The organism is Kitasatospora sp. NPDC015120, assembly GCF_043080305.1.
Taxonomy (GTDB): Bacteria; Actinomycetota; Actinomycetes; order Streptomycetales; family Streptomycetaceae; genus Kitasatospora.
In genome coordinates this window covers 1-20,778 of record NZ_JBIBVJ010000013.1, presented here as the reverse complement: position 1 = coordinate 20,778, position 20,778 = coordinate 1, and the positions used below count along the sequence as shown (strand labels likewise).

14 protein-coding genes are annotated in these 20,778 nt (G+C 70.1%); 7 read left to right on the top strand and 7 right to left on the bottom strand.

Translation table 11 applies throughout. The features are described from left to right. Positions 1-350 precede the first annotated feature (350 nt). The 6 genes from ACF1AK_RS25670 to ACF1AK_RS25645 all read right to left on the bottom strand — a co-directional run bounded on the left by ACF1AK_RS25670 (position 351) and on the right by ACF1AK_RS25645 (position 7,651). A complete protein-coding gene (locus tag ACF1AK_RS25670; RefSeq protein ID WP_391501176.1) occupies positions 351-2,267 on the bottom strand; it encodes an ABC transporter ATP-binding protein in 1,917 nt (638 codons plus the stop codon). Further along, entirely contained in the window at positions 2,264-4,057 is a 1,794-nt protein-coding gene (locus ACF1AK_RS25665) for an ABC transporter ATP-binding protein (protein ID WP_391501175.1), read from the bottom strand. The genes ACF1AK_RS25670 and ACF1AK_RS25665 overlap by 4 nt, the downstream gene beginning before the upstream one ends. Before the next feature lie 109 nt (positions 4,058-4,166). Next, on the bottom strand, positions 4,167-4,868 hold the full coding sequence (locus ACF1AK_RS25660) for a Clp protease N-terminal domain-containing protein (protein WP_391501174.1): 702 nt from the start codon (positions 4,866-4,868) through the stop codon (positions 4,167-4,169). A gap of 63 nt (positions 4,869-4,931) precedes the next feature. Further along, positions 4,932-5,672, bottom strand: coding sequence for an SDR family oxidoreductase (locus ACF1AK_RS25655; RefSeq protein ID WP_391501173.1), 741 nt, complete (start codon positions 5,670-5,672; stop codon positions 4,932-4,934). 99 nt (positions 5,673-5,771) lie between these two features. Beyond that, positions 5,772-6,977: a cytochrome P450 gene (locus ACF1AK_RS25650; RefSeq protein WP_391501172.1), complete on the bottom strand. Its 1,206-nt coding sequence runs from the start codon at positions 6,975-6,977 to the stop codon at positions 5,772-5,774. Continuing rightward, positions 6,974-7,651: a TcmI family type II polyketide cyclase gene (locus tag ACF1AK_RS25645; protein WP_391501171.1), complete on the bottom strand. Its 678-nt coding sequence runs from the start codon at positions 7,649-7,651 to the stop codon at positions 6,974-6,976. The genes ACF1AK_RS25650 and ACF1AK_RS25645 overlap by 4 nt, the downstream gene beginning before the upstream one ends. 193 nt (positions 7,652-7,844) lie before the next feature. Here ACF1AK_RS25645 and ACF1AK_RS25640 point away from each other — a divergent pair, with 193 nt between their 5' ends. The 6 genes from ACF1AK_RS25640 (at position 7,845) to ACF1AK_RS25615 (ending at position 15,211) form a co-directional block, all read left to right on the top strand. Then, complete coding sequence (locus ACF1AK_RS25640) at positions 7,845-8,786, top strand: aromatase/cyclase (protein ID WP_391501170.1); 942 nt, start codon at positions 7,845-7,847, stop codon at positions 8,784-8,786. Between the two features lie 71 nt (positions 8,787-8,857). After that, positions 8,858-9,856 (top strand): methyltransferase, encoded by a 999-nt coding sequence (locus ACF1AK_RS25635; RefSeq protein ID WP_391501169.1) that lies wholly within the window; start codon positions 8,858-8,860, stop codon positions 9,854-9,856. After that, positions 9,856-11,304: an FAD-dependent oxidoreductase gene (locus ACF1AK_RS25630; protein ID WP_391501168.1), complete on the top strand. Its 1,449-nt coding sequence runs from the start codon at positions 9,856-9,858 to the stop codon at positions 11,302-11,304. Before ACF1AK_RS25635 ends, ACF1AK_RS25630 begins: the two co-directional genes overlap by 1 nt. A gap of 86 nt (positions 11,305-11,390) precedes the next feature. Beyond that, on the top strand, positions 11,391-12,593 hold the full coding sequence (locus tag ACF1AK_RS25625) for a cytochrome P450 (protein ID WP_391501167.1): 1,203 nt from the start codon (positions 11,391-11,393) through the stop codon (positions 12,591-12,593). Between the two features lie 90 nt (positions 12,594-12,683). After that, complete coding sequence (locus ACF1AK_RS25620) at positions 12,684-13,946, top strand: beta-ketoacyl-[acyl-carrier-protein] synthase family protein (protein WP_391501166.1); 1,263 nt, start codon at positions 12,684-12,686, stop codon at positions 13,944-13,946. Beyond that, positions 13,943-15,211: a ketosynthase chain-length factor gene (locus ACF1AK_RS25615; RefSeq protein ID WP_391501165.1), complete on the top strand. Its 1,269-nt coding sequence runs from the start codon at positions 13,943-13,945 to the stop codon at positions 15,209-15,211. The genes ACF1AK_RS25620 and ACF1AK_RS25615 overlap by 4 nt, the downstream gene beginning before the upstream one ends. Before the next feature lie 111 nt (positions 15,212-15,322). On the opposite strand, the gene ACF1AK_RS25610 is transcribed toward ACF1AK_RS25615, so the two are convergent. Further along, positions 15,323-16,108, bottom strand: a complete 786-nt coding sequence (locus ACF1AK_RS25610) for a BTAD domain-containing putative transcriptional regulator (RefSeq protein WP_391501164.1) — start codon at positions 16,106-16,108, stop codon at positions 15,323-15,325. Between the two features lie 313 nt (positions 16,109-16,421). On the opposite strand from ACF1AK_RS25610, the gene ACF1AK_RS25605 reads away from it, so the two are divergent. After that, positions 16,422-20,778: beta-ketoacyl synthase N-terminal-like domain-containing protein (locus ACF1AK_RS25605; protein WP_391501163.1), on the top strand; the 4,357-nt coding region annotated here is incomplete at its 3' end.

Here is a 20,778-nt window from a genome sequence, read left to right as displayed (position 1 = left end):
GCCGGCAGCAGCCCCGGGCGGCGGTCGCGCGGACCAGCCGGTGAAGTCCTCGTCCGCCACAGATCGTCAAGGCGGTCAGGCACCCGCATCGCCGTCGTACCGCCCAGGTTGCTGGCCCGAGCCATCCGCGTCGTCAACACTGGGAGCCCGACACCCGGACGGGGGACGGATCGACATCTCGCACTCCTCGGGAATCTCGCGGGCGTCGTACACCCGCGAGACTGGCGCACCACCGTGATCACCGGCAGCGGCACAACCGAGATCCCCGACAGAGTCCACCTACGCGGATCAGGTTTCCGGACAGGTGCGGAGTCCCGCTCCACGTCCGGGAGCGAGACGCGCAAGGTTCGTCAGTGGACCTTAGCGGCTTGGCTGGTCCAGGTCGCGTACATCTGGGTGTACTTGCCGTCGGCGGCGACGAGTTGGTCGTGCGAACCGATCTCGACGATCCGGCCCTCGTCGATGACGATGATGCGGTCGGCCTTCATAGCAGTGGAGAGCCGGTGCGCAATCAGGATCGCGGTGCGGCCCTCCAGCAATACGTCCAGGGCATCCTCAATCTTGGACTCGGACCGGAGGTCCAAGTTGGACGTGGCCTCGTCCAGGACCAGTACCCGGGGCTGGGCCAGGAACGCCCTGGCCAGGGCGACAAGCTGCCGTTCGCCGGAGGACAGGGACTGGCCCCGCTCCTGGACGACGGTGTCGAGACCGTCGGGTAGCCGCTCGACCACCTCGTCCAGGCCGACCACCCGCAGTGCCTCCCGGACCTGGTCGTCGGAGGCGTCCGGGGCGGCAAAGCGGATGTTGTCCCGAAGCGGCCCGGCGAACAGGAAGGGCTCCTGCGGCACGACGCCGAGCTGCCGGCGCAGCGAGTCAATCCGCACGTCCTTCAGGTCGCGCCGGTCGATGAGCACCCGGCCCGAGGTCGGGTCGTAGAACCGGGCGACCAGTTTGGCGAGGGTGGACTTGCCGGCACCGGTCGGACCGACGAACGCCACGGTCTCGCCGGCCTGGATCTCCAGCGACACGTCGGAAATCACGGGCCGGTCGGGCAGGTAGCCGAACGTCACGCCGTCAAAGACGACTTCGCCCTCGACCTTCGGCAGGTCGACCGCTCCCGGGTCCTCCTCGACCTCCGGCCGGGTGCCCAGCAGCTGCTTTAGCTTCACGATCGACGACTGCCCCTGCTGGTACGTGTTGTGCTGCTGCACCAGCTGCTGGATGGGCTGGAAGAAGGCGCCGAGGGAGAGCAGGAACGCCACCAGCTCGCCGATGGTCAACTGCCCGTCGGCGACCATGCCGGCGCCGATGGCCAGCAGCGCGATCTGCCCGGCGACGCCGATGACCTGGGTGCTCGGTGTGTAGACCGAGTTGATCCGGGCGGTCCGCACGTTGGCGTCGTAGTACGTGCCGGTGACCTGTCGGTGGTGCTCAGTGTTGTGCTGCTGGCGGTTGTGCGCCGTGATGATGCGAACACCCTGCAGGCTCTCGGAGAGGTCGGCGATCACGTCGGCGAGGGTGTCCCGCACCCGCACGTAGCCCTTGCCGGTCGCCCGGTGGAACCACAGGGACAGCCCGGTCAGGATGGGCACCACCAGCAGGATGGTGATGAGCGCCAGCCACGCGTTGTAGCTGAACAGCACCACCGTGACCACGACCATGGTCAGGCCCTGGACGGCGAACTGCGCCAGGCCGTCCTGCAGCAGTTGCTGGAGGTTCTCGATGTCGCTGGTCATCCGGCTCATGATCACGCCGGCCTTCTCTTCGGTGTAGAAGTTCAGCGACAGCCGCTGCAGCTGGGTGAAGACCCTGATCCGCAGGTCGTTCATCACCCACGCGGCGATCCGCCCGGTCACCTTGACCCGCGCGGCCTGCGAGAGGCCGGTGAGCACCAGGCTGGCCAGGTAGACGACCGTGACCACCACCAGGGCGCCGAAGTTCTTCGCCGTGATGCCGTCGTCGATCCCGATCTGGGTCAGCTTCGGCCCGGCCTGCAGGGTCAGCGCCTCCACGGCCACCAGCAGGCCGGCCAGCAGCACCATCGGCCAGTACGGGCGGATCAGCCGGCGCAGGCTCAGCTTGGCGCCGTCAGGATCGGGCCGGCTGTGGTCGAAGACGACGTCGGGCTCGGAGCGCTCCGGCTCGGCCTTGAGCAGCTTGTCGATGCTCGCCTGCATCTCCGGCGGCACGCCGGCGAACGGCAGGCCTGGTGCGGTGGCGCTGCCGCCGCCGTTGAACGCCGCGCCGCCACCTCCGGGAGTCGTCATCGACCCACACTCCTCAGTTCCTCGATGCTCTCGTCCGCCTGCGCGAGCACCTCCGCGTACAGTGGTGTGCTCGCCAACAGCTCCCGGTGCGTGCCGTCGGCGACGATCCGCCCGCCGTCCAGCAGCACCACGCGATCGGCCAGGCTGATGGTGGACGGCCGGTGCGCGATGATCAGCGTCGTCCGGTCGGCGAACAGGGTCCGCAGCCCGGCGTGGATCTCCTGCTCCACCTGGACGTCGACGGCACTGGTGGCGTCGTCGAGCACCAGCACCGGCGGATTCACCAGCAGCGTCCGGGCGATCGCGATGCGCTGGCGCTGCCCGCCGGAGAGGGAGTAGCCGCGTTCGCCGATGACGCTGTCGTAACCGTCGGACAGCTCGGTGATGAACTCGTGCGCCCCGGCCAGCCGGGCCACGCGCTCGATGTCGGTGATTTCCGCGTCCGGCCGCCCGTAGGCGATGTTGTCGCGGACCGAGGCCGAGAACAGGAACGGCTCGTCCAGCACGACGCCGACGCTCTCCCGCAGGCTGTGCAGGGTCAGGTCCCGCACGTCGTGTCCGTCCAGGGAGACGGAACCGCCGCGCACGTCGTAGAACCGCGGCAGCAGTCGGGCCAGGGTGGACTTCCCGGAGCCGGTCCGGCCGACCACCGCCACCGTCTCGCCGTGGTTCAGCCGCAGCGAGAGCCCGTTCAGCACGTCCGGGCCGTCGCCGTAGCCGAAGGTGACGTCCTCGAACCGGACGTCACCGCGCACCCTGGGGATCGCCCGTGCCCCGGGGGCGTCCACGATCTCCGGCTTCTCGTCCAGTACCTCGTACAGACGCTTGGCCGCGGCCGAGGACCGCTGCCCCAGCATGAGCAGGTTGCCGAAAACCTGGAACGGCACCTGGAGCATCAGGAGGTAAGCGTTGAAGGCGAGGATCGCGCCGATTCCCATGTCGCCCTGGATGACGAGGTGTCCGCCGTACAGCAGCACGATCGCCATGCCGACGCGGGGCAGGTTCTGCACCAGGGGCGTCCAGCGGGCCCGCAGGTCGGCGTCCTTGACGTTCGCCCAGCGGACGCCGGTCGCGGCCTTCTGGAGCAGCGCCAGCTGGCTCCGCTCGGCAGCGAAGGACTTGATCACGCGTACGCCGTTGATGTTTTCGTCCACCACGGTCGCGACCTCGGCCAGCCGGGCCTGGATCAGCCAGGACAGCGGGAACATCGAGCGCTGCATGCGCCGGCTGGTCACGAACAGCAGCGGCATCGGCAGCATGGCCAGGACGGCCAGCGGCACGTTGATCGCCAGCATGTACACGAAGGCCACCAGCGAGATGCCGCACTGCACCAGCAGGTACGGCGCGAACGACAGGTACATCTGCACGGCGCGGATGTCGGAGTTGGCGCGGGAGATCAACTGCCCGCTCTGCGCCCGGTCGTAGAACGGGAACGACATGCCGGTCAGGTGCCCGTACACGATGTTGCGCAGGTCGTACTCGATCTTGGCCGCGGCGCGGAAGAGTAACTGCTTGGACAGGTAGCCGACGACCAGCATCACCACCGTCAGCGCGACCAGCCACCACAGGTAGTGCGACAGCGGCACCCTGTCCGACACGATCGAGTTGTCCACCGCGTCCTGGATCAGGGTCGGCACCTGCACCGCCACCAGCAGGCCAGCCCCGGACATCACCAGTGCCGGGCCGAACATCCACCCGTGCGCCCGCACCAGCGGCCACGCCCGCCTGAGCCAGGAGCGGCTCGGGTCGGGGTCGATCGCCGCGCTCGGCGGCGGATACGTCTTGCTCACCTGGGTACCCCTCTGTACGCGCCCTGCCCGGGCGCCCCACTCGGCTTGCTGACTGCTCGGCGACGACCGGCCGCCACCGCTGCGCCGTGGTGACCGGTCGTCAGGGTCGTTACTTACCGGGCGAGTCAGAGCGCTTGGCGAGCTCGGCCTTGACCGCCGCGTGCAGCCCGTCCGCCGTGAAGCCGAGCTCGCGCAGGATCTGCGCGGCCGGGCTCTGGGCGGTGCGGATCAGGCCGAGCAGCGCGTGCCCGGTGCCGACCCAGTCGTTGCCGAGCTCGGCCGAGGCGCGGGAGGCCTGCTCGATGGCCTCCTTGCTCTCCGGCCGGAAGGGGATGTGGCCGCGCAGCGTCTTCTGCCCGGCCGGCGGCAGCGCCGCCTCGATGGCGTCGCGGATGGTCTGCTCCGATCCGGTCTCGGCCAGGAGCACCTTGTACGCCAGGCCCTGCGGCTCACCGAGCAGGCCGAGCAGGAGGTGTTCGGTGCCGATGGAGTCGTGCTTGTACGTCCGGGCGGCCTCCTGCGCGAGCACGATGCCGTGCCGGTTGCGCTCGGTGAACCGCTCGAAGGGGTTGGAGGTGTGGCGCTGCTGGGCGGCCTGCTTGGTCACCCCGATGGCGTCACCGATCTCGCTCCACGACGCGCCGGCCTCCTTGGCCTTGCTGACGTAGTGGTCGACGAGCTGGTTGCCGAGGTCGGTCAGGGTCCGGTTGCGCAGTTGGGCCTCGCTGATGCGGGCCAGGTGGTCGGCGCCGGGCGTGTCCTCGTCGAGGCGGGCGATCAGGTCGGCGAGGCCGATGTTGAGAGGGCTCATGTCGTCAAGACTAACTTGACGCCCCTAGGGCGTCAAGAAGAAATTGACGCCCGTCCGGGGGACTCACGCGATCGACATCCCGCCGTCGATGGAGAGCACCTGACCCGTCATGTAGTCGGCGTCCAGCAGCAGTTCGATGCCGCGAGCCACCTCCTCGGGAGTGCCTATTCGGCCGAACGCCGTCCTGGCCAGCAGCGCGGCGCCGACCTCGGCCGGCACCTCCGAGGTGATCGCCGAGGCCATCAGCCCGGGCGAGAGCGCGTTGACCGTCACCTTGGACCGCCCGCACTCCAGGGCCAGGCTCCGGGTCATCCCCACCACGCCGGCTTTGGCCGCCGAGTACGCTGTCTGGCCCTTGCTGCCGATCAGGGCGGCGGGCGAGACCACGTTGACGATCCGCCCCCAGCGGGCCCGCAGCATGTCCGGGAGCACCGCCCGGCAGGTATGGAAGGTGCCGGTCAGGTCGACGGCGATGGTCCTGGTCCAGTCCTCGACCGACTGGGTGACCAGCAGACCGTCACGGCGGATCGCACCCGCGTTGACGAGCACGCTGATGTCGCCCAGCTCGGCGCGCACCTGGTCCACCATGCCTTGCGTGGCGGCCCAGTCGGCCACGTCCGCCTGCACGACGGTACTGGGCCCGCCGAGTCCGGCCGCGAGCTCACGGGCCCTGGCCTCGCCGGTAGCGTAGTGCAACGCGAGCCGGTAGCCGCGGCGGTCGAGGACGCGTGCGACGGCGGCGCCGAGCGCCCCCGAGGCTCCGGTGACGAGGGCGACACGGCCCTCGCTGCTCTGCGGCATCATGGGTTGCCCTCCGGCAGTGCTCGACTCGGTCAATTCGGCAGGCAGACAGGCAGGCCGTCGCGCCCGCCAGGGGGGGCGGGCGCGGCGGTCGGCAACTGCCTACCAGGTGACCGGCATCGTCTTCGGTCCGAACGCCTGGATCGAGTGGTACTTGTACGTCAGCTCCGCCTCGGGCACGGCCAGCGCGAGCGTGGGGGCCTTCTCGAACAGCGTCGTGTAGACCATCCCCAGCACATCCGGCGTCAGCCGGTTCGCCGGGCACTGGTGCGGCCCGTGGCCGAACGCGATGTGCCGGACGGGCTGCTCCCGCAGGAGGTTGAGCTCGTTGGGGTACGGGCACGTCGAAGGGTCACGGTTGGCGGGCAACGTCGGAATGGCCACGCCGTCACCGGCCTTGACCAGCGTGTCCCCGACGAGCACGTCCTCCACGGCCACCCGCATCGGGGTGCCGTCGTTGATCGAGAAGAACCGGAGCATCTCGTCCGCCGCGGCCGACATCCGGCCCGGCTCGGCGAGCAGCGTAGCCCGCTCCTGAGGGTGCGACAGCAGGGTGAGCACGCCCAGGGAGATCATCGTGGAGACCGAGTTGTGGATGCCCTGGGCGTTCGACAGCATCATGGGCGCCATCCGGTACCAGTCCACCTCGCCGTGCTCGGCGCGCTCCTCCACGATCAGGCGGCTCATCATGTCGTCGCCCAGGTTGTCCGCCTTTTCCTTCAACACCTCGATCGCGTGGTTGTTGAGGATCGCGGCGGCCGCCTTCTCCTCCTCCTCGTTGGAGGTCCGCAACAGCAGGTCCCACACGTGGTCGCGCATCTTCTTCAGCTCGGCCATGGGGACGCCGATGAACATCTCCTGGAACTTCCAGGCGATCGGGTACGCCAGCTCCGCCACCAGGTCGACCGGCTTCGTCTGCTGCGCCAGCATCGCGTCGGCCAGCTCGTTCACGGCCACGTCCATGCGGCTCTCCAGCGAGACGAGCCGCTCCCCGGAGAACTCCCGGATCATCACCCGCTTCTTCTCCAGGTGCTCCGGTCCGTCCAGGTTGATCATGAACGGCGCGCAGTGCTTGAGCTTGTTCAGCGAGTTCGGCGTCAGCTTCGGGAACTTGCCGCTGGTCTTGTCCGAGCTGAACCGCGGGTCGGACAGCACGAACCGGGCGAACTCGGGCCGCACCACCAGCCAGGCGAACTTGCCGGTGGGCAGCACCACCCGGCCGATGCCGCGCTCCCGCAGCGTCTCGTACTCGGCCGGCAGCACGCTCGGGTGCTGCCGGCGGATGGGGAAGGTCGGAAGCTCGGTCATGCGGACACCTCTGCAGCCCAGTGGTAGAAGCGAGTGGCCAGGGACTTGCCGGCGGGGTCGTACGGCGGAATGATCCGCGTGAGGTCGTCGACGAGCTGCAGGAAGCGGGGGTCGCCCTCCGTCCACACCGAGTTGATCACCTCAATGCTGTTGGTCTCGGCGAAGTCCTGGATGTGCAGGTAGATACCGCGCCACAGGTAGATCTGACGGCGCAGCGTCCCCATCCTCTGCGGGATGTCGGTCTCGTCCGACTCCGCGAACAGCCGCGACACCTCGGGGATGTGCTCCTGCCGCTGGGTGTTGACGATCACCGCGCTGTACGAGTGCTCCAGGTTCTCCAACTGTTCGGCCGGCCACAGGTAGAACCGCTCGGCCGTGGGCCGGTCCACCGGGCCGTCCCAGTCCTCCGTCGGGGCGTGCCCGCCGAAGTAGGCGGACAGGCGCTCGTCCAACTGGGTGCACCGGGGGTCGGTGGCGATCAGCCGCTGCGCCTCGCCCTCGTCGGCGACGTCCCAGTCCTGCAAATGGATGTACAGGTCGCTGTAGTGGAAGACCTGCCTCCGGCGCAGCCGGGGGAGCCCTGGTGCAACTTCGCCGTCGAACTCCCGAAGGATCTTGGTGACGTCGGCGACGCCACTGCTGTCGAACGAGCCGACGGTGACGATGGTCGTCACGAGCTCTCCTCACGGTTGGCGGTGTTCCGGGATCGCGCCGAGCTTGTGTCCTCGCCTTCGACGCTGGATCGACGCTGGATCAACGGCGGAAGGGGACGCTCCAGCGGCCGTCAAAGGGTTCTCGACGTGCGCTCGAACGGCGGCGGACATGGTCTGAGCAACAGAGGCCACGACGCTTGTGAGGTGTCTCGCAGTGACGAGTGTTCAGCAGCAGGTTGATCACGACCTGGTCATCGATGCCGACTTCGGGACAGTGTTCAACCTGGTCGCGGACGTCGAGCGCTGGTCGCAGTTCCATGCGTCCGCCGTGCACGCGGAGGTGCTCCACACCAACGAGAAGGGCGAACTGGTCCAGCACTGGTCGCTGGCCGGCGACAGCGCCGTCCGCACCTGGCGGACCGTGCGCCGCACCGACCGGCCCGGGCGCCGGATCGCCTTCACGTACATGGATACCGAGGCGCCCGCCACCGAGATCCACGGCGAGTGGGTGTTCACCGAACTGGCGCCGAACCGGACCAGGGTCGAGCTGCACCACCACGTCGAGGCGCCGGCCGGCGCCGACCTCGCCCCGTTGCTCGACCGGATCGGCCAAGACGGCAAGGAGCACCTCGACACCCTGCGCGTCACGGCGGAACGGCGTGCCGACCTGGACGAGCTGGTGCTCTCCTTCACCGACCCGCTGTTCATCTCCGGCTCCATCGAGGACGCCTACGAGTACCTCTACCGGGCGGACCTCTGGCCCGAGCGCATCCCGCACGTGGTGGGTCTGGCCATGACCGAGGACGTGCCGAACATCCAGTTCTTCGACATGGACACCAAGGGCCCGGACGGCACCGTGCACACCGTCCGTTCGGTACGGATCTGCCTGCCGTCCAAGCTGATCGTCTACAAGCAGATCTCGCTCCCCGCGATGCTCGACGCGCACACCGGCCACTGGCGGTTCACCCAGACGCCGGAGGGCGTCATCGCGGAAGCCCGGCACACCAGCACCATCAAGCGCTCGGCGCTGTCGCTGCTCGGCGGCGGCACGACGGTCGGCGAGGCGCGCCGTTACCTGCGGCGCCTGCTGAGCTCCAACAGCATGAGCAACCTGCGCCTCGCCAAGGAGTACGCGGAGGAGCGCGCCGACAGCTGAGGCGGGTGCGCGTACCAGGAACCTTTCATGCCGGGCAGGGCGACGGGGCAGCCGTCGAGTCAGGAGGAGCAATGGCCGAGGAGACGACCGCCAGGGGCGGGGGAATATGGGCAGCCGCGGATCTGGTGACCCCGATGGCCATCCGGGTGGCGGCGACCTTGCGGTTGGCCGACCACATCGCCGCCGGTACCCGGACGGCCGAAGCGCTGGCGGAGGCGGTGCACGCCGACCGGGACGTGCTCGGGCGACTGCTGGACCACCTGGTGACGGCCGGCGTGCTGTCGGGTGCGGAGGGGGCGTACGAGCTGACGGCCATGGGTCGGTACCTGTGTGAGGGGCAGCCGGACGCCATGCAGTCCGTGCTCGACATCGAAGGTGCCCTCGGGCACGCCGAGTTGAGCCTGGTCCACCTGCTGCACACGGTCCGCACCGGCGAGCCCGCGTTCCCGCAGCAGTACGGGGTGACCTTCTGGGAGGACCTGTCGGCCGACGACGGGCGGGCCGAGTCGTTCGACTCGCTGATGGGCGCCCGGCTGGCGGTGCACGCGTCGGCGGTGGCCGGGGCGTACCCCTGGGGCAGGCTGCGCCACCTCGTCGACGTCGGCGGCGGCGACGGCAGCATGCTGATCACCATCCTGCAGGCGCACCACACCCTGCACGGGACGGTCCTCGACCTGGCCGGGCCGGTGCGCCGCGCCGGGAAGGCCATCGCCGCCGCCGGTCTCGACCACCGGGCCCGCACCGTGGCCGGCAGCTTCTTCGACGAGCTGCCCGCCGACGGGGACGGCTACCTACTGTCGAGCATCCTGCACAACTGGGACGACGCCTCGGCCGCCCGCATCATGCGGCGCTGCGCTGACGCGGCGGCCACCACGGGGAGCGTCTTCGTCGTGGACTACTTCAACAACCAGAGCATCCAGACCGAGGGCGACCTGCGGATGCTCTGCTACTTCGGAGGCCGCCAGCACAGCCTCGAACAGCTGGGCGGGCTGGCCGGATCGGCCGGCCTCGGGATCGTCTCGGTCCTGCCGGCCGGCCGGATGTCCGTCGTCGAACTGCGGAGGAACTGATGCGTGTCGTGATCGTCGGCGGTGGCACCGTCGGGCTGTGCACCGCTGTCTTCCTCACCCGCCAAGGCGTCTCGGTCCACGTGCTGGAGCGCCGGGCGCAGGCCAACGACCACCCGAGGGCGTTCGGCATCACCGACCGTTCGGCGGAGATCCTGCGCGAGGCCGGCATCGAGGTCGAGACGGACAGCCGCGTCCGGGGCCTGATGACCGGGCCGAGCCTGGCCGAACTCACCACGGAGACGGCCGCGTTCGAGCCGCCGGAAACCGGCCCGGCGAGGCTGGGTAGCTGCCCGCAGGACCGCGTCGACCGAGCCGCCCTGGAACGGCTGCGGGAGCTCGGCGGCCGGGTGGACTTCGACAGCGAGGTGGTCGCCGTCTCGGACGGCGGCGTCACCACGGCGGACGGCAGGGTCGTCACGGGCGACTACGTCATCGCCGCCGACGGAGTCCGCAGCACGGTACGGGAGTTGCTCGGCATCGGCGTCACGGGCCCGGGCCGGATCGGCAGCAGCCACATGCTCAATGTGCTGTTCCGCGCCGACCTGCCGACCCCGCCGTTCTCCATGACGTTCCTCCGCAACGAGCGGGCCTCCGGCATCCTGCTCAAGGTCGACGACGAGCGCTGGGTCTTCCACATCCCGAACGGCGACCCGGACACCCCCGTCGACCGGATCCAGCAGCAGATCAGGGACGCCACCGGCGTCACCGACATCGAGCCGGAGATCATCAGCCTGCTGCCCTGGTCCTCCACGGCCCTGGTGGCCGACAGGTTCCGCCAGGGGAACGTCTTCCTGGTCGGCGACGCGGCACACGTGGTGCCGCCGGTCGGCGGTCTCGGGCTCAACGTGGGCATCGCCGACGGCCACAACCTCGCGTGGAAGCTGGCCGCCGGTGGTGACGCACTGCTCGACACCTACGAGGCCGAGCGCCGGCCGGTCGCCCTGTTCACCATGGAGCAGGTCGTGATCCGCGCCCACAACCGCGACCTGCACTGGGATAACGACCCGAGCCGGGCCGCCGACCGCGCGGCCGTCGGCATGGCAGGCATCATGCTCCCGGTGGTCGGCTACCGGTACGACTCCCCCGCGGTGATCGACCCGGAACCGCTGTCGGACTTTGAGAACCTCACCCTGGACGGTGCACCGGGCAGCCGCCTGCCGCACCGCCGGCTCCCGGACGGCCGATCCACGGTCGACCTGGTGGACGGCTTCACCCTGCTCACCGGGACAGCGGCCGGCCACTGGCTGGCGGCCGCACGGGAGCTGGGCATCACGGCCCACGCCGTCGAAGGCTGGGCCGCGGCCGCCGGCATCAAGGAGGACGGCGCCGTGCTCGTCCGCCCCGACGGCTTCGTCGGCTGGCGCGCGGCTGCCCCCGGGGACGGCGAGGCGACCAGCACCCAGCAGTTGCAGGAGGCCCTCGACCGGCTCCTGTGCCGGCAGCACTAGACCGAATCACCTCGCGGCGCCGGATCGGTCCGGGCGCGAAGCCGCCTCGAACCGGCGCCGCGAGGATCTGCAAGCGGAGGTGGACGATGGATTTCGGCGATGACCCCTACCCCCAGTACGCGTTGCTGCGTGAGCAGGAGCCCGTCCGGCAGGTCATGGAGGGCAAGGGCCTGTACGGACTGCTGGTGACCCGGTACGAGGACGTGCGCAGCCTGCTGTCCGACCCCAGGATGAGCAAGGACCCGCGCAATGCACCGCTCGACTGGCAGGAGGCGGGCAAGGGGCGGCCGTTGGAGGATCGGACCGGGCTCGGGACGCACCTGCTGACCACGGACGCGCCCGAGCACACCAGGCTGCGCCGGCTGGTCTCGACCGCCTTCACCACCCGCCGGGTCGAGAACCTGCGCGGCCAAGTGCAGGAGATCACGGACGGGCTGCTCGACCGGATCGTGCCGACCGGGCGCGCCGAACTGCTCAGCGAGTTCGCGTTCCCGCTGGCGATCACGGTTATCTGCGAGCTGCTGGGCGTGCCCCGGGCGGATCAGGACGTCTTCCGTCAATGGACGAAGGACTTCCGCCGGTGGACGAACGACACCGACTCCGTCCGGACCAGCCAGGAGGCCGCGCGTCCGGTCGGCCTGCGCGACCTGCTCGGTTACCTGACCGATCTGGTCGACCAGCGCCGCAAGGAGCCGGCCGACGGTCTGGTGGACGCCCTGATCGCGGCGCGGGACGCCGACGACCGGCTGGACGAGACCGAGCTGCTGTCGATGATGTCCCTGCTGCTGGTCGGGGGCTTCGAGACGACGGTCAACCTGATCGGCAACGGGACCCTCGCGCTGCTGCGCCACCCCGACCAGCTCGCCCTGCTGCGCGAGCGGCCGGAGATGCTGGACTCGGCCCTGGAGGAGATGCTCCGCTACGACGGGTCGTTCGAGACGGCGACCTGGCGGTTCCCGCTCGAACCCATCGAGATCGCGGGCACCCGCATCGAGAAGGGCCACCCGGTGCTGCTGTCGCTCGCGGCGGCTGACCGGGACCCGGCGAAGTTTGCGGCACCGGACCGCTTCGACGTCACCCGCGCCGAGAACGGGCACGTGGCGTTCGGCCGGGGTGCCCACTTCTGTCTCGGCGCTCCGCTGGCCCGCTTGGAGGGCCGGATCGCCTTCGAAGCACTGCTGCGCCGGCTGCCGGGCCTCGCCCTGGCCGTACCGCCCGCGCAGCTGCGGTGGCAGCGCAGCCTCACGATCCGCGGACTGGAGGCGCTGCCGGTCACGTTCGACGTCTGAGGCCCACCTCGCGAATACCGAAGTCAGCTGCTAGTAGGAAGAGACTCGCATGCCGAATGCCGTGTTCAGAGTTCGAGCGGGGAGGGCGCGTTGAGCCGCCGAGTAGCCGTCACCGGCATCGGCGTACGCGCCCCCGGTGGTGGAAACACCAAGGAGTTCTGGGAGTTGATCTCCTCCGGTACCACGGCCACGCGCACCATCTCGCTGTTCGACGCGTCCAAGTTCCGTTCGCGGATCGCGGGTGAGTGCGACTTCGACCCGGTGGCGGAGGGCCTGTCCACGCAGGAGATCCGGCGGATGGACCGGGGCGCACAGCTCGCGGTCGCCGCGACCAAGGAGGCGGTGACGGACTCCGGTCTCGACGTGGACGCCATCGATCCGCACCGCGTCGGCGTCACCGTCGGCAGTGCCATCGGCGGCACCATGAGCCTGGACCGGGAGTACAACGTCCTGTCCGACGGCGGCCGCAAGTGGCTCCTCGACCACGAGTACGCGGTGCCCCACATGTTCAACTACCTGGTGCCGACCTCGGTCGCCGCCGATGTGGCCTGGGTGGTCGGCGCAGAGGGCCCGGTGGGGCTGGTGTCCACGGGCTGCACGGCGGGGATCGAGTCGGTGGCCCACGCGGCGCAGCTGATCCGCGAGGGCGCCGCCGACGTGATGCTGGCCGGCGGCTCGGACGCGTCCATCTCACCGATCTGCGTGGCCTGCTTCGACGCGATCAAGGCGACGACGAACCGCAACGACGACCCGGCCACCGCCTCCCGCCCGTTCGACCGCTCCCGCAACGGCTTCGTGCTCGCCGAGGGCAGCGCGATGCTGGTACTGGAGGAGCTGGAACACGCCAGGAAGCGTGGTGCGCACATCTACGCGGAGATCAGCGGCTGGGGCGTGCGCGCGAACGCATACCACATGACCGGGCTGCGGACCGACGGCCCCGAGCTGGCCCAGGCCATCGAGGTGGCGATGCGGATGGCCGGGCGCTCGCCCGAGCAGGTGGACTACGTGAACGCGCACGGCTCCGGGACCGTGCAGAACGACCGGCACGAGACCGACGCGTTCAAACGCACCCTCGGCGAGCACGCGTGCCGGACGCCGGTGAGTTCGATCAAATCCATGATCGGCCACTCCCTGGGGGCGATCGGCTCGATCGAGATCGCGGCCTGCGCACTGGCCATCGAGGCCGGGCTGATCCCCCCGACGGCCAACCTGCACGAGCCCGACCCGGACCTGGGCCTCGACTACGTGCCGCTCACCGCGCGGGAGGCTGACCTGCGCACGGTGCTCAAGGTCGGCAGCGGGTTCGGCGGCTTCCAGAGCGCAATGGTGCTGACCAAGGAGGGGAGCCGATGAGTACCACGATACCAAGGCCTGACACCGGCACCGAGGCCGGAAGCGGCACGGCACCGAGGCTCCGCCGGGCGGTGATCACCGGCCTCGGGGTCGTCGCACCGAACGGCTTCGACACCGCCGAGTACTGGGACGCCGTCCTGCACGGGCGCAGCGGGATCGACCGGGTCACCCGGTTCGATCCGGCGCAGTACCCGGCTCAGCTGGCGGGTGAGGTGCCCGACTACGACGTCCGCAAGTACATCCCTGGCCGTTTGGTCCCGCAGACCGACCAGAGCACCCGGCTCTCGCTGATCGCCATGGAGACGGCGGTCGGCGACTCCGGCCTCGACCTGGCCACGGTGCCGCAGGACCATGTCGGCGTCGCCACCGGCATCTCCGTCGGCGGACTGGAGTACAGCCAGCGCGAGTTGGAGAAACTCTGGAGCCTCGGCAGCGACCATGTGAGCGCCTACCTCTCGTTCTCCTGGTTCTACGCGGTGAACACGGGGCAGATCTCCATCCGGCACGGCCTGCACGGCCCCGGCGGTGTCCTGACCGGTCACACCAGCGGCCTGGAGGCCATCGCACAGGCCCGCCGCTACGTGGCCGACGGGCTGCCGGTCGCGATGTGCGGTGCGGCGGAGAGCGGGTTATGCCCGCTCGGGTGGGCGATCGAGCTGACGACCGGCCGGCTGAGCACGGTGACCGACCGCACGCGAGCCTATCTGCCGTTCGACACCGCCGCGTCCGGGTACGTGCTGGGTGAGGGTGGTGCCCTGCTCGTGGTCGAGGAGGCCGCACACGCGCTCGCTCGCGGGGCCCGGCCGTACGGCGAGATCGCCGGCCACGCCACCACCTTCGACCCGCGGCCAGGGTCCGGCCGGGAGCCCGGGCTGCGCCGGGCCATCGAGCTCGCGCTCGCGGACGCCGGGGTGACGCCGGCCGACGTGGACGTGGTGTTCGCGGACGCGGCCGGGGTCGCGGAGCTGGACCGCGCCGAAGCCGCCGCCATCACCGGCCTGTTCGGCCCGCGTGCGGTTCCGGTCACCGCGCCGAAGACGATGACCGGGCGACTGTACGCCGGCAGCCCGGCGATCGACGTGGCCACGGCGCTGCTGAGCATGCGGCACGGCGTTATCCCCCCCATGATCAATGTGACCGACCCGGTCCCCTCCGATCAGCTCGACCTGGTACTCGGCCGGCCGAGGGAGGTGCCCGTGTCCACGGCGCTGGTCCTTGCCCGCGGCGAGGGCCTCAACTCCGCGATGGTACTGACGGCTCCGTAGCGCACGCCGGTACCCCGGAAGCGGATCCGCCAGGCCGGTCATCCGGGCAGACGAGCAGCCGAGGGACTTCCCCCGTCCCTCGGCCCTCGGCCCTCACCACCGCCCGGTCAGCTACGCCGAGGTGCGCCAGTCCGACCAGGAGTCGCGCCCGGCCAGGACGTCCTGGTGCAACTCCTGTAGCACTTCCGAGGGTTCGAGCCCGAGCTCGGTGGACAGCGTCTTGCGCAGGCGCTGGTAGGCGACCAGCGATTCGTTCCGTCGACCGCTGCAGGCCAGTGCCTTGATCAGCTGAGCGTGGCACCACTCGTTAAGTGGGTCGGCCATCAGCATGGCCTTCAGCTCTCCGACAAGTTCCCGGTGCCGGCCGAGCATCGCGTCGGCCTGGATGCGCAGCTCCACCGTGTGCGCGCGCTGTTCACTGAGATGGACGATGTGCGCTTGGATGGACGGACCGGCCGTCACGTCGGCGAGCGCCGGCCCCGACCAGAGGTCGAGCGCCTGCCAGAGCAATTGCCTCGCCGCAGCCGGATCGCCGGCGGCGAGCGCGAGGTGCCCCTGCTCGGCCAGCCGGAGGTACGCCTCCAGATCGAGCTGGCCCGGGTTCAACTGGAGTACGTAGCCGGTGCCGCAGGTGGCGAGCACCTGCTCGGCCTTGCCGTTCGGCAGCCACGGTTCGAACTGGCGTCGCAGCTGGTAGATGTACGTCTGCGCGGTGGGGACGGCGCTCTTCGGCGGCTTGTCGCCCCACAGTTCGTCGATGATCGCGTCGAGCGTGACGATGTTGTTCGCACACAGGAGAAGCTGAGCCAATACCCGGCGCACCATCGGTGCAGTTGGTGTGCAGTCGGTCAGGTCGTTGGTGACTTTCAGGCGGCCAAGTATGTGGAAGTCTAACAAGGTTCGTCCCCGTTCACGCGGTATTCGAACAGAAGCCTCGTACGTGAATCTTCGCTGGGCTCGCGTTTGGGAGTGTGCACCGACTGTCTGACAGCCGTCAAGGTAGACACAAGTGGTGCGCTTCTGACACCCGGACACCAACTGTCGAGGGCCCGTGAGCGGAAGCAGAAGCTCAGCGTCCGTCGGGCCAGCTGGACAGCGTCCCTCGATCCAGGCTCTGTTGATCCATCTGTTCGGCTTGCCATGCTCCGGGGTGGAGGCCCTCCCGGTGCCCTTCCACCCTCCGCCGAGACCGGAATGAGAATCCGCTGTCATGACAGAGAACTTCGTGGAATCGAACGGTCACGACGTTGTCGCGGTGGTCGGGCTGTCCTGCCGCTTTCCGGGCGCGAGCTCGCCCGAGGCGTACTGGGACCTTCTCTCGGCGGGTGCGGAGGCCGTCGGCGACGTCCCTGCCGACCGCGTCTCGCACGTCGGCACGCGGGTGGGCAGAGCCGGGCTGATCGACGGGGTCGCGGACTTCGACGCGGACTTCTTCGGCGTGTCGCCACGCGAAGCCGCAGCAATGGACCCGCGGCAGCGGCTGGTGCTGGAACTGGCGTGGGAGGCCCTCGAACTCGCGGGCGTCGACCCGTCGGTGGTGCGCGGCAACCGGGCGGGAGTCTTCCTCGGCGCCATGGGGGACGACTATGCCCAGCTGGTGCACGACCAGGGCGTGGGAGCGATCGACAGCTTCACCCTGTCCGCGCTCCAGCGCGGCATCCTCGCGAACCGGATCTCGTTCTTCCTGGGTCTGTCCGGCCCGAGCGTGGTCGTGGACTCGGCGCAGTCCTCGGCTCTGGTCGCCGTGCACCAGGCGTACGAGAGCGTGCGTCGTGGAGAGTCCGCCTGGGCGCTGGCCGGCGGCGTGAACCTGACCCTCTCGCCCGAATCGACCGCGGCCGCGAGCGAGTTTGGCGCGCTGTCGCCGGACGGCCGGTGCTACACCTTCGACGCGCGCGCCAACGGCTACGTACGCGGCGAGGGCGCAGGCCTGGTGGTACTCATGCGGCTGGAGGACGCCGTCGCGAACGGCCACCAGGTGATCTGTGTGATCCGCGGCGGCGCGGTGAACAACGACGGCGGTGGCGAGCAGTTGACCACTCCGAGCCGACCGGGGCAGGAGGAGCTGCTGCGGGCGGCCCTCTCCGCAGCGGGGACGGACCCCACCGAGGTGGGATACGTGGAACTGCACGGCACCGGCACGCCGGTCGGGGACCGGGTGGAGTCGGCTGCGGTGGGCTCGGTCTTCGCCAACCGGAGCCGACCGCTCGTGGTGGGGTCGGCCAAGACCAATCTGGGGCACCTGGAGGGGGCAGCCGGGATCGCCGGCTTCATCAAGGCGGCACTGTCCGTCCAGCACGGCCAGGTGCCGGCGAGTCTGAACTTCACCGCTCCCCCGAGCGACATCCCGCTCGCCGACCTGGGCATCGAGGTCGCCACCGAGCTGCGCGGGTGGCCGGGCGACGGGCAGCGGGTGGCAGGCGTGTCGTCGTTCGGGATGGGCGGCACCAACTGCCACCTGGTGCTCGCTCAGGCTCCGGAGCCGTCGCCCGTCCGGCAGAGCCGCCCCGAGAAGGCAGGCCCGATCCCGTGGCTGGTGTCCGGCGACACCGCCCAGGCACTGCGCGCCCAGGCCGATCGGCTGGCCGGTCATGTCGCTGCACAGGGCGAGCCGGATCCGCTCGACCTCGGCTTCTCGCTGGCAACCACCCGCGCCGCGCTCACGCACCGCGCGGTCGTGATCGGCGCCGATGCGGCCGAGTTGAGCGCCGGCCTGACCGCGCTGGCGGCGAACGTTCCGGCGCCGAACGCGGTGTCCGGGGCAGTCTCCGAGGGCGGCACGGCGTTCATGTTCACCGGACAGGGCGCGCAACGGACTGGCATGGGCCGGGAGTTGTACGCGCAGTTCCCGGTGTTCGCCAAAGCCTTCGACGCGGTGTGCGCGGAACTGGATCCGTTGCTGGGCAGCGGGTTGCGGGAGATCGTGTGGTCCGGCGCGGAACTGCTCGACCGGACCAGGTACACGCAGGCGGCGCTGTTCGCGGTGGAGACAGCATTGTTCCGGCTCGTGGAGTCGTTCGGAGTACGGCCGCAGCACCTGATCGGTCACTCGATCGGTGAGGTCACCGCCGCGCACGTCGCCGGCGTGCTGTCGCTGCCCGACGCCTGCACGCTCGTCGCGGCGCGGGGACGGTTGATGCAGGGGGCGCCGTCCGGCGGGACGATGGTGGCCGTCAACGCCGACGAGTGCGAGGTGCGGGCGCTGCTGCCGGAGTCCGGGGTGGGCATCGCCGCCGTCAACGGGCCCGGTTCGGTCGTGATCTCCGGCGACACCGGCCCGGTGCTGGCAGTGGCTGAATCCTTCCGTACCAAGGGAGTGAAGACCAAGCAGCTGAACGTCAGCCACGCCTTCCACTCCCACCACCTCGACGGGATCCTGGACGAGTTCGCCGACGCCATCCGTGGGCTGACCTTCCACGCCCCTCGGATCCCCGTCATCTCGAACATCACCGGGCGCCCCGCCGCCACGGACGAGCTGACCGACCCCGGCTACTGGGCACGCCAGATCCGTGGCACCGTCCGCTTCGCCGACGGCATCCGCACCCTGCACGACGCAGGCGTCTCCCGCTACCTCGAACTCGGCCCCGACCCCGTCCTCACCGGCCTCGCCCGGGAGACCCTCGCCGAGCAGACCCCCACGGCGGTGTCCACCCTGCGCGCCGGGCAGGACGAGGTCCGCACGCTGCTCCGGGCGCTCGGCACCCTGCACGCCACGGGGGCGGGAGTGGACTGGACGCCGCTGCTGGACGGCGGCCGCAGGGTCGCGCTTCCCACCTACGCCTTCCAGCGCAGCCGGCATTGGTTCGGCGAGGCGCGCGAGGCCGCACCCGCCGCAGGGCCTGCTTCTCTCCGCGACCGCGACGGCCTGCTCGGCCTGGTGCTCACGCACCTCGCGGCCGTCCTGGGGTACGACGCGGGCCACCTGGAGCCGCTGACCTCCTTCAAGAACCTCGGGCTGACCTCCCTCACCGCGGTCGAGCTGTGCGCCGGGCTCTCCGGAGAGCTGGGTCTGGTCCTGTCCGGCTCTCTGGTCTTCGACCATCCCACCCCTGACCGGTTCGCGACGTACCTGCACGCGGAGCTCACCGGGCATCGCGACGCGGGTGCCGCGGTGAGCGCTCCGGCAGCTGGTGACAGCACCGCCGACGATCCGATCGCCATTGTCGGGATGGGGTGCCGGTTCCCCGGTGGTGCGTCATCGCCGGCGGGGTTGTGGGACCTGGTGCAGTCGGGGCGGGATGCGGTCGGCGAGCTGCCACGCAATCGCGGCTGGGACTTGGACAACCTCTTCGACCCGGACCCGTCGACATCCGGGCGGACCTACGCCCAATACGGCGGTTTCCTCGATGACATCGCCGGCTTCGACGCCGGGTTCTTCGGTATCTCTCCGCGCGAGGCGCTGGCTATGGATCCGCAGCAGCGGTTGCTGCTGGAGACGGTGTGGCAGACCTTGGAGGACGCCGGGATCGAGCCCGGGTCGCTGCGCGGCAGCAACACGGGCGTCTTCATCGGTGCCATGGCGGGCGACTACGGCCCGCGGCTCGACACTCCGTACGGTGGGGTGGACGGATACGTGCTCACCGGTGTGAGTGGCAGTGTCGCCTCGGGCCGGTTGGCGTACTTCCTCGGCCTGGAGGGGCCCGCGGTGACGGTGGACACGGCGTGCTCGTCATCGCTGGTCGCCCTGCACCAGGCAGCCCAGGCCGTACGCAACGGTGAATGCGCGCTGGCCGTGGCCGGTGGCGTGAGCGTGATGTCCTCACCAGGGATGCTGGTGGAGTTCTCCCGGCAGCGAGGCCTCTCCGTCGACGGACGCTGCAAGGCGTTCGCGGCAGCGGCCGACGGCACCGGCTGGGGCGAGGGCGCAGGGCTGGTGGCACTCGAACGCCTCTCCGACGCCCGCGCTCATGGGCACCGAGTGCTGGCCGTGCTGCGGGGATCGGCCGTGAACCAGGACGGCGCCTCGAACGGGCTGACCGCGCCGAACGGCCCGTCACAGCAACGGGTCATCCGCACCGCACTGTCCAACGCCGGGCTAACCGGTGGGGATGTCGACGTGGTCGAAGCGCACGGCACCGGCACCAAGCTCGGCGACCCCATCGAGGCGCAGGCACTGCTGGCGACCTACGGGCAGGAGCATTCCCCGGACCAACCACTGTGGCTGGGCTCGCTGAAGTCGAACATCGGCCACGCCATGGCAGCAGCCGGAATCGGCGGCGTCATCAAAATGGTGGAAGCCCTACGACACGGCATCCTGCCACCTACCCTGCACGTTGACGAGCCGACCCCCCACGTGGACTGGAACGCGGGAGGCGTCCGGCTGCTCACCGAACCCCGCGAATGGCCCACCACCGGCCGGCCACGCCGCGCCGCGGTGTCATCCTTCGGCATCAGTGGGACCAACGCCCACCTCATTCTGGAGGAGGCTCCACAGGCCGAGGAGGTCAGCTCAGAGCAGTCGTCGTCATCCTCGGGGCCGGTCGGGTGGGTGCTGTCGGCGCGGACCGGGGAAGCACTGCGCGCCTACGCGAGCCAGATCGCCACCGCCGCCGGCCCCGCACTGCCGG

Excerpts from the sequence above, each read along its gene's own strand:
- ACF1AK_RS25650 (WP_391501172.1), bottom strand. The coding sequence starts at position 6,977 with ATGACCGAGCTTCCGACCTTCCCCATCCGCCGGCAGCACCCGAGCGTG.
- ACF1AK_RS25660 (WP_391501174.1), bottom strand. The coding sequence starts at position 4,868 with ATGAGCCCTCTCAACATCGGCCTCGCCGACCTGATCGCCCGCCTCGAC.
- ACF1AK_RS25670 (WP_391501176.1), bottom strand. The coding sequence starts at position 2,267 with ATGACGACTCCCGGAGGTGGCGGCGCGGCGTTCAACGGCGGCGGCAGC.
- ACF1AK_RS25615 (WP_391501165.1), top strand. The coding sequence starts at position 13,943 with ATGAGTACCACGATACCAAGGCCTGACACCGGCACCGAGGCCGGAAGC.
- ACF1AK_RS25655 (WP_391501173.1), bottom strand. The coding sequence starts at position 5,672 with ATGATGCCGCAGAGCAGCGAGGGCCGTGTCGCCCTCGTCACCGGAGCC.
- ACF1AK_RS25635 (WP_391501169.1), top strand. The coding sequence starts at position 8,858 with ATGGCCGAGGAGACGACCGCCAGGGGCGGGGGAATATGGGCAGCCGCG.
- ACF1AK_RS25630 (WP_391501168.1), top strand. The coding sequence starts at position 9,856 with ATGCGTGTCGTGATCGTCGGCGGTGGCACCGTCGGGCTGTGCACCGCT.
- ACF1AK_RS25625 (WP_391501167.1), top strand. The coding sequence starts at position 11,391 with ATGGATTTCGGCGATGACCCCTACCCCCAGTACGCGTTGCTGCGTGAG.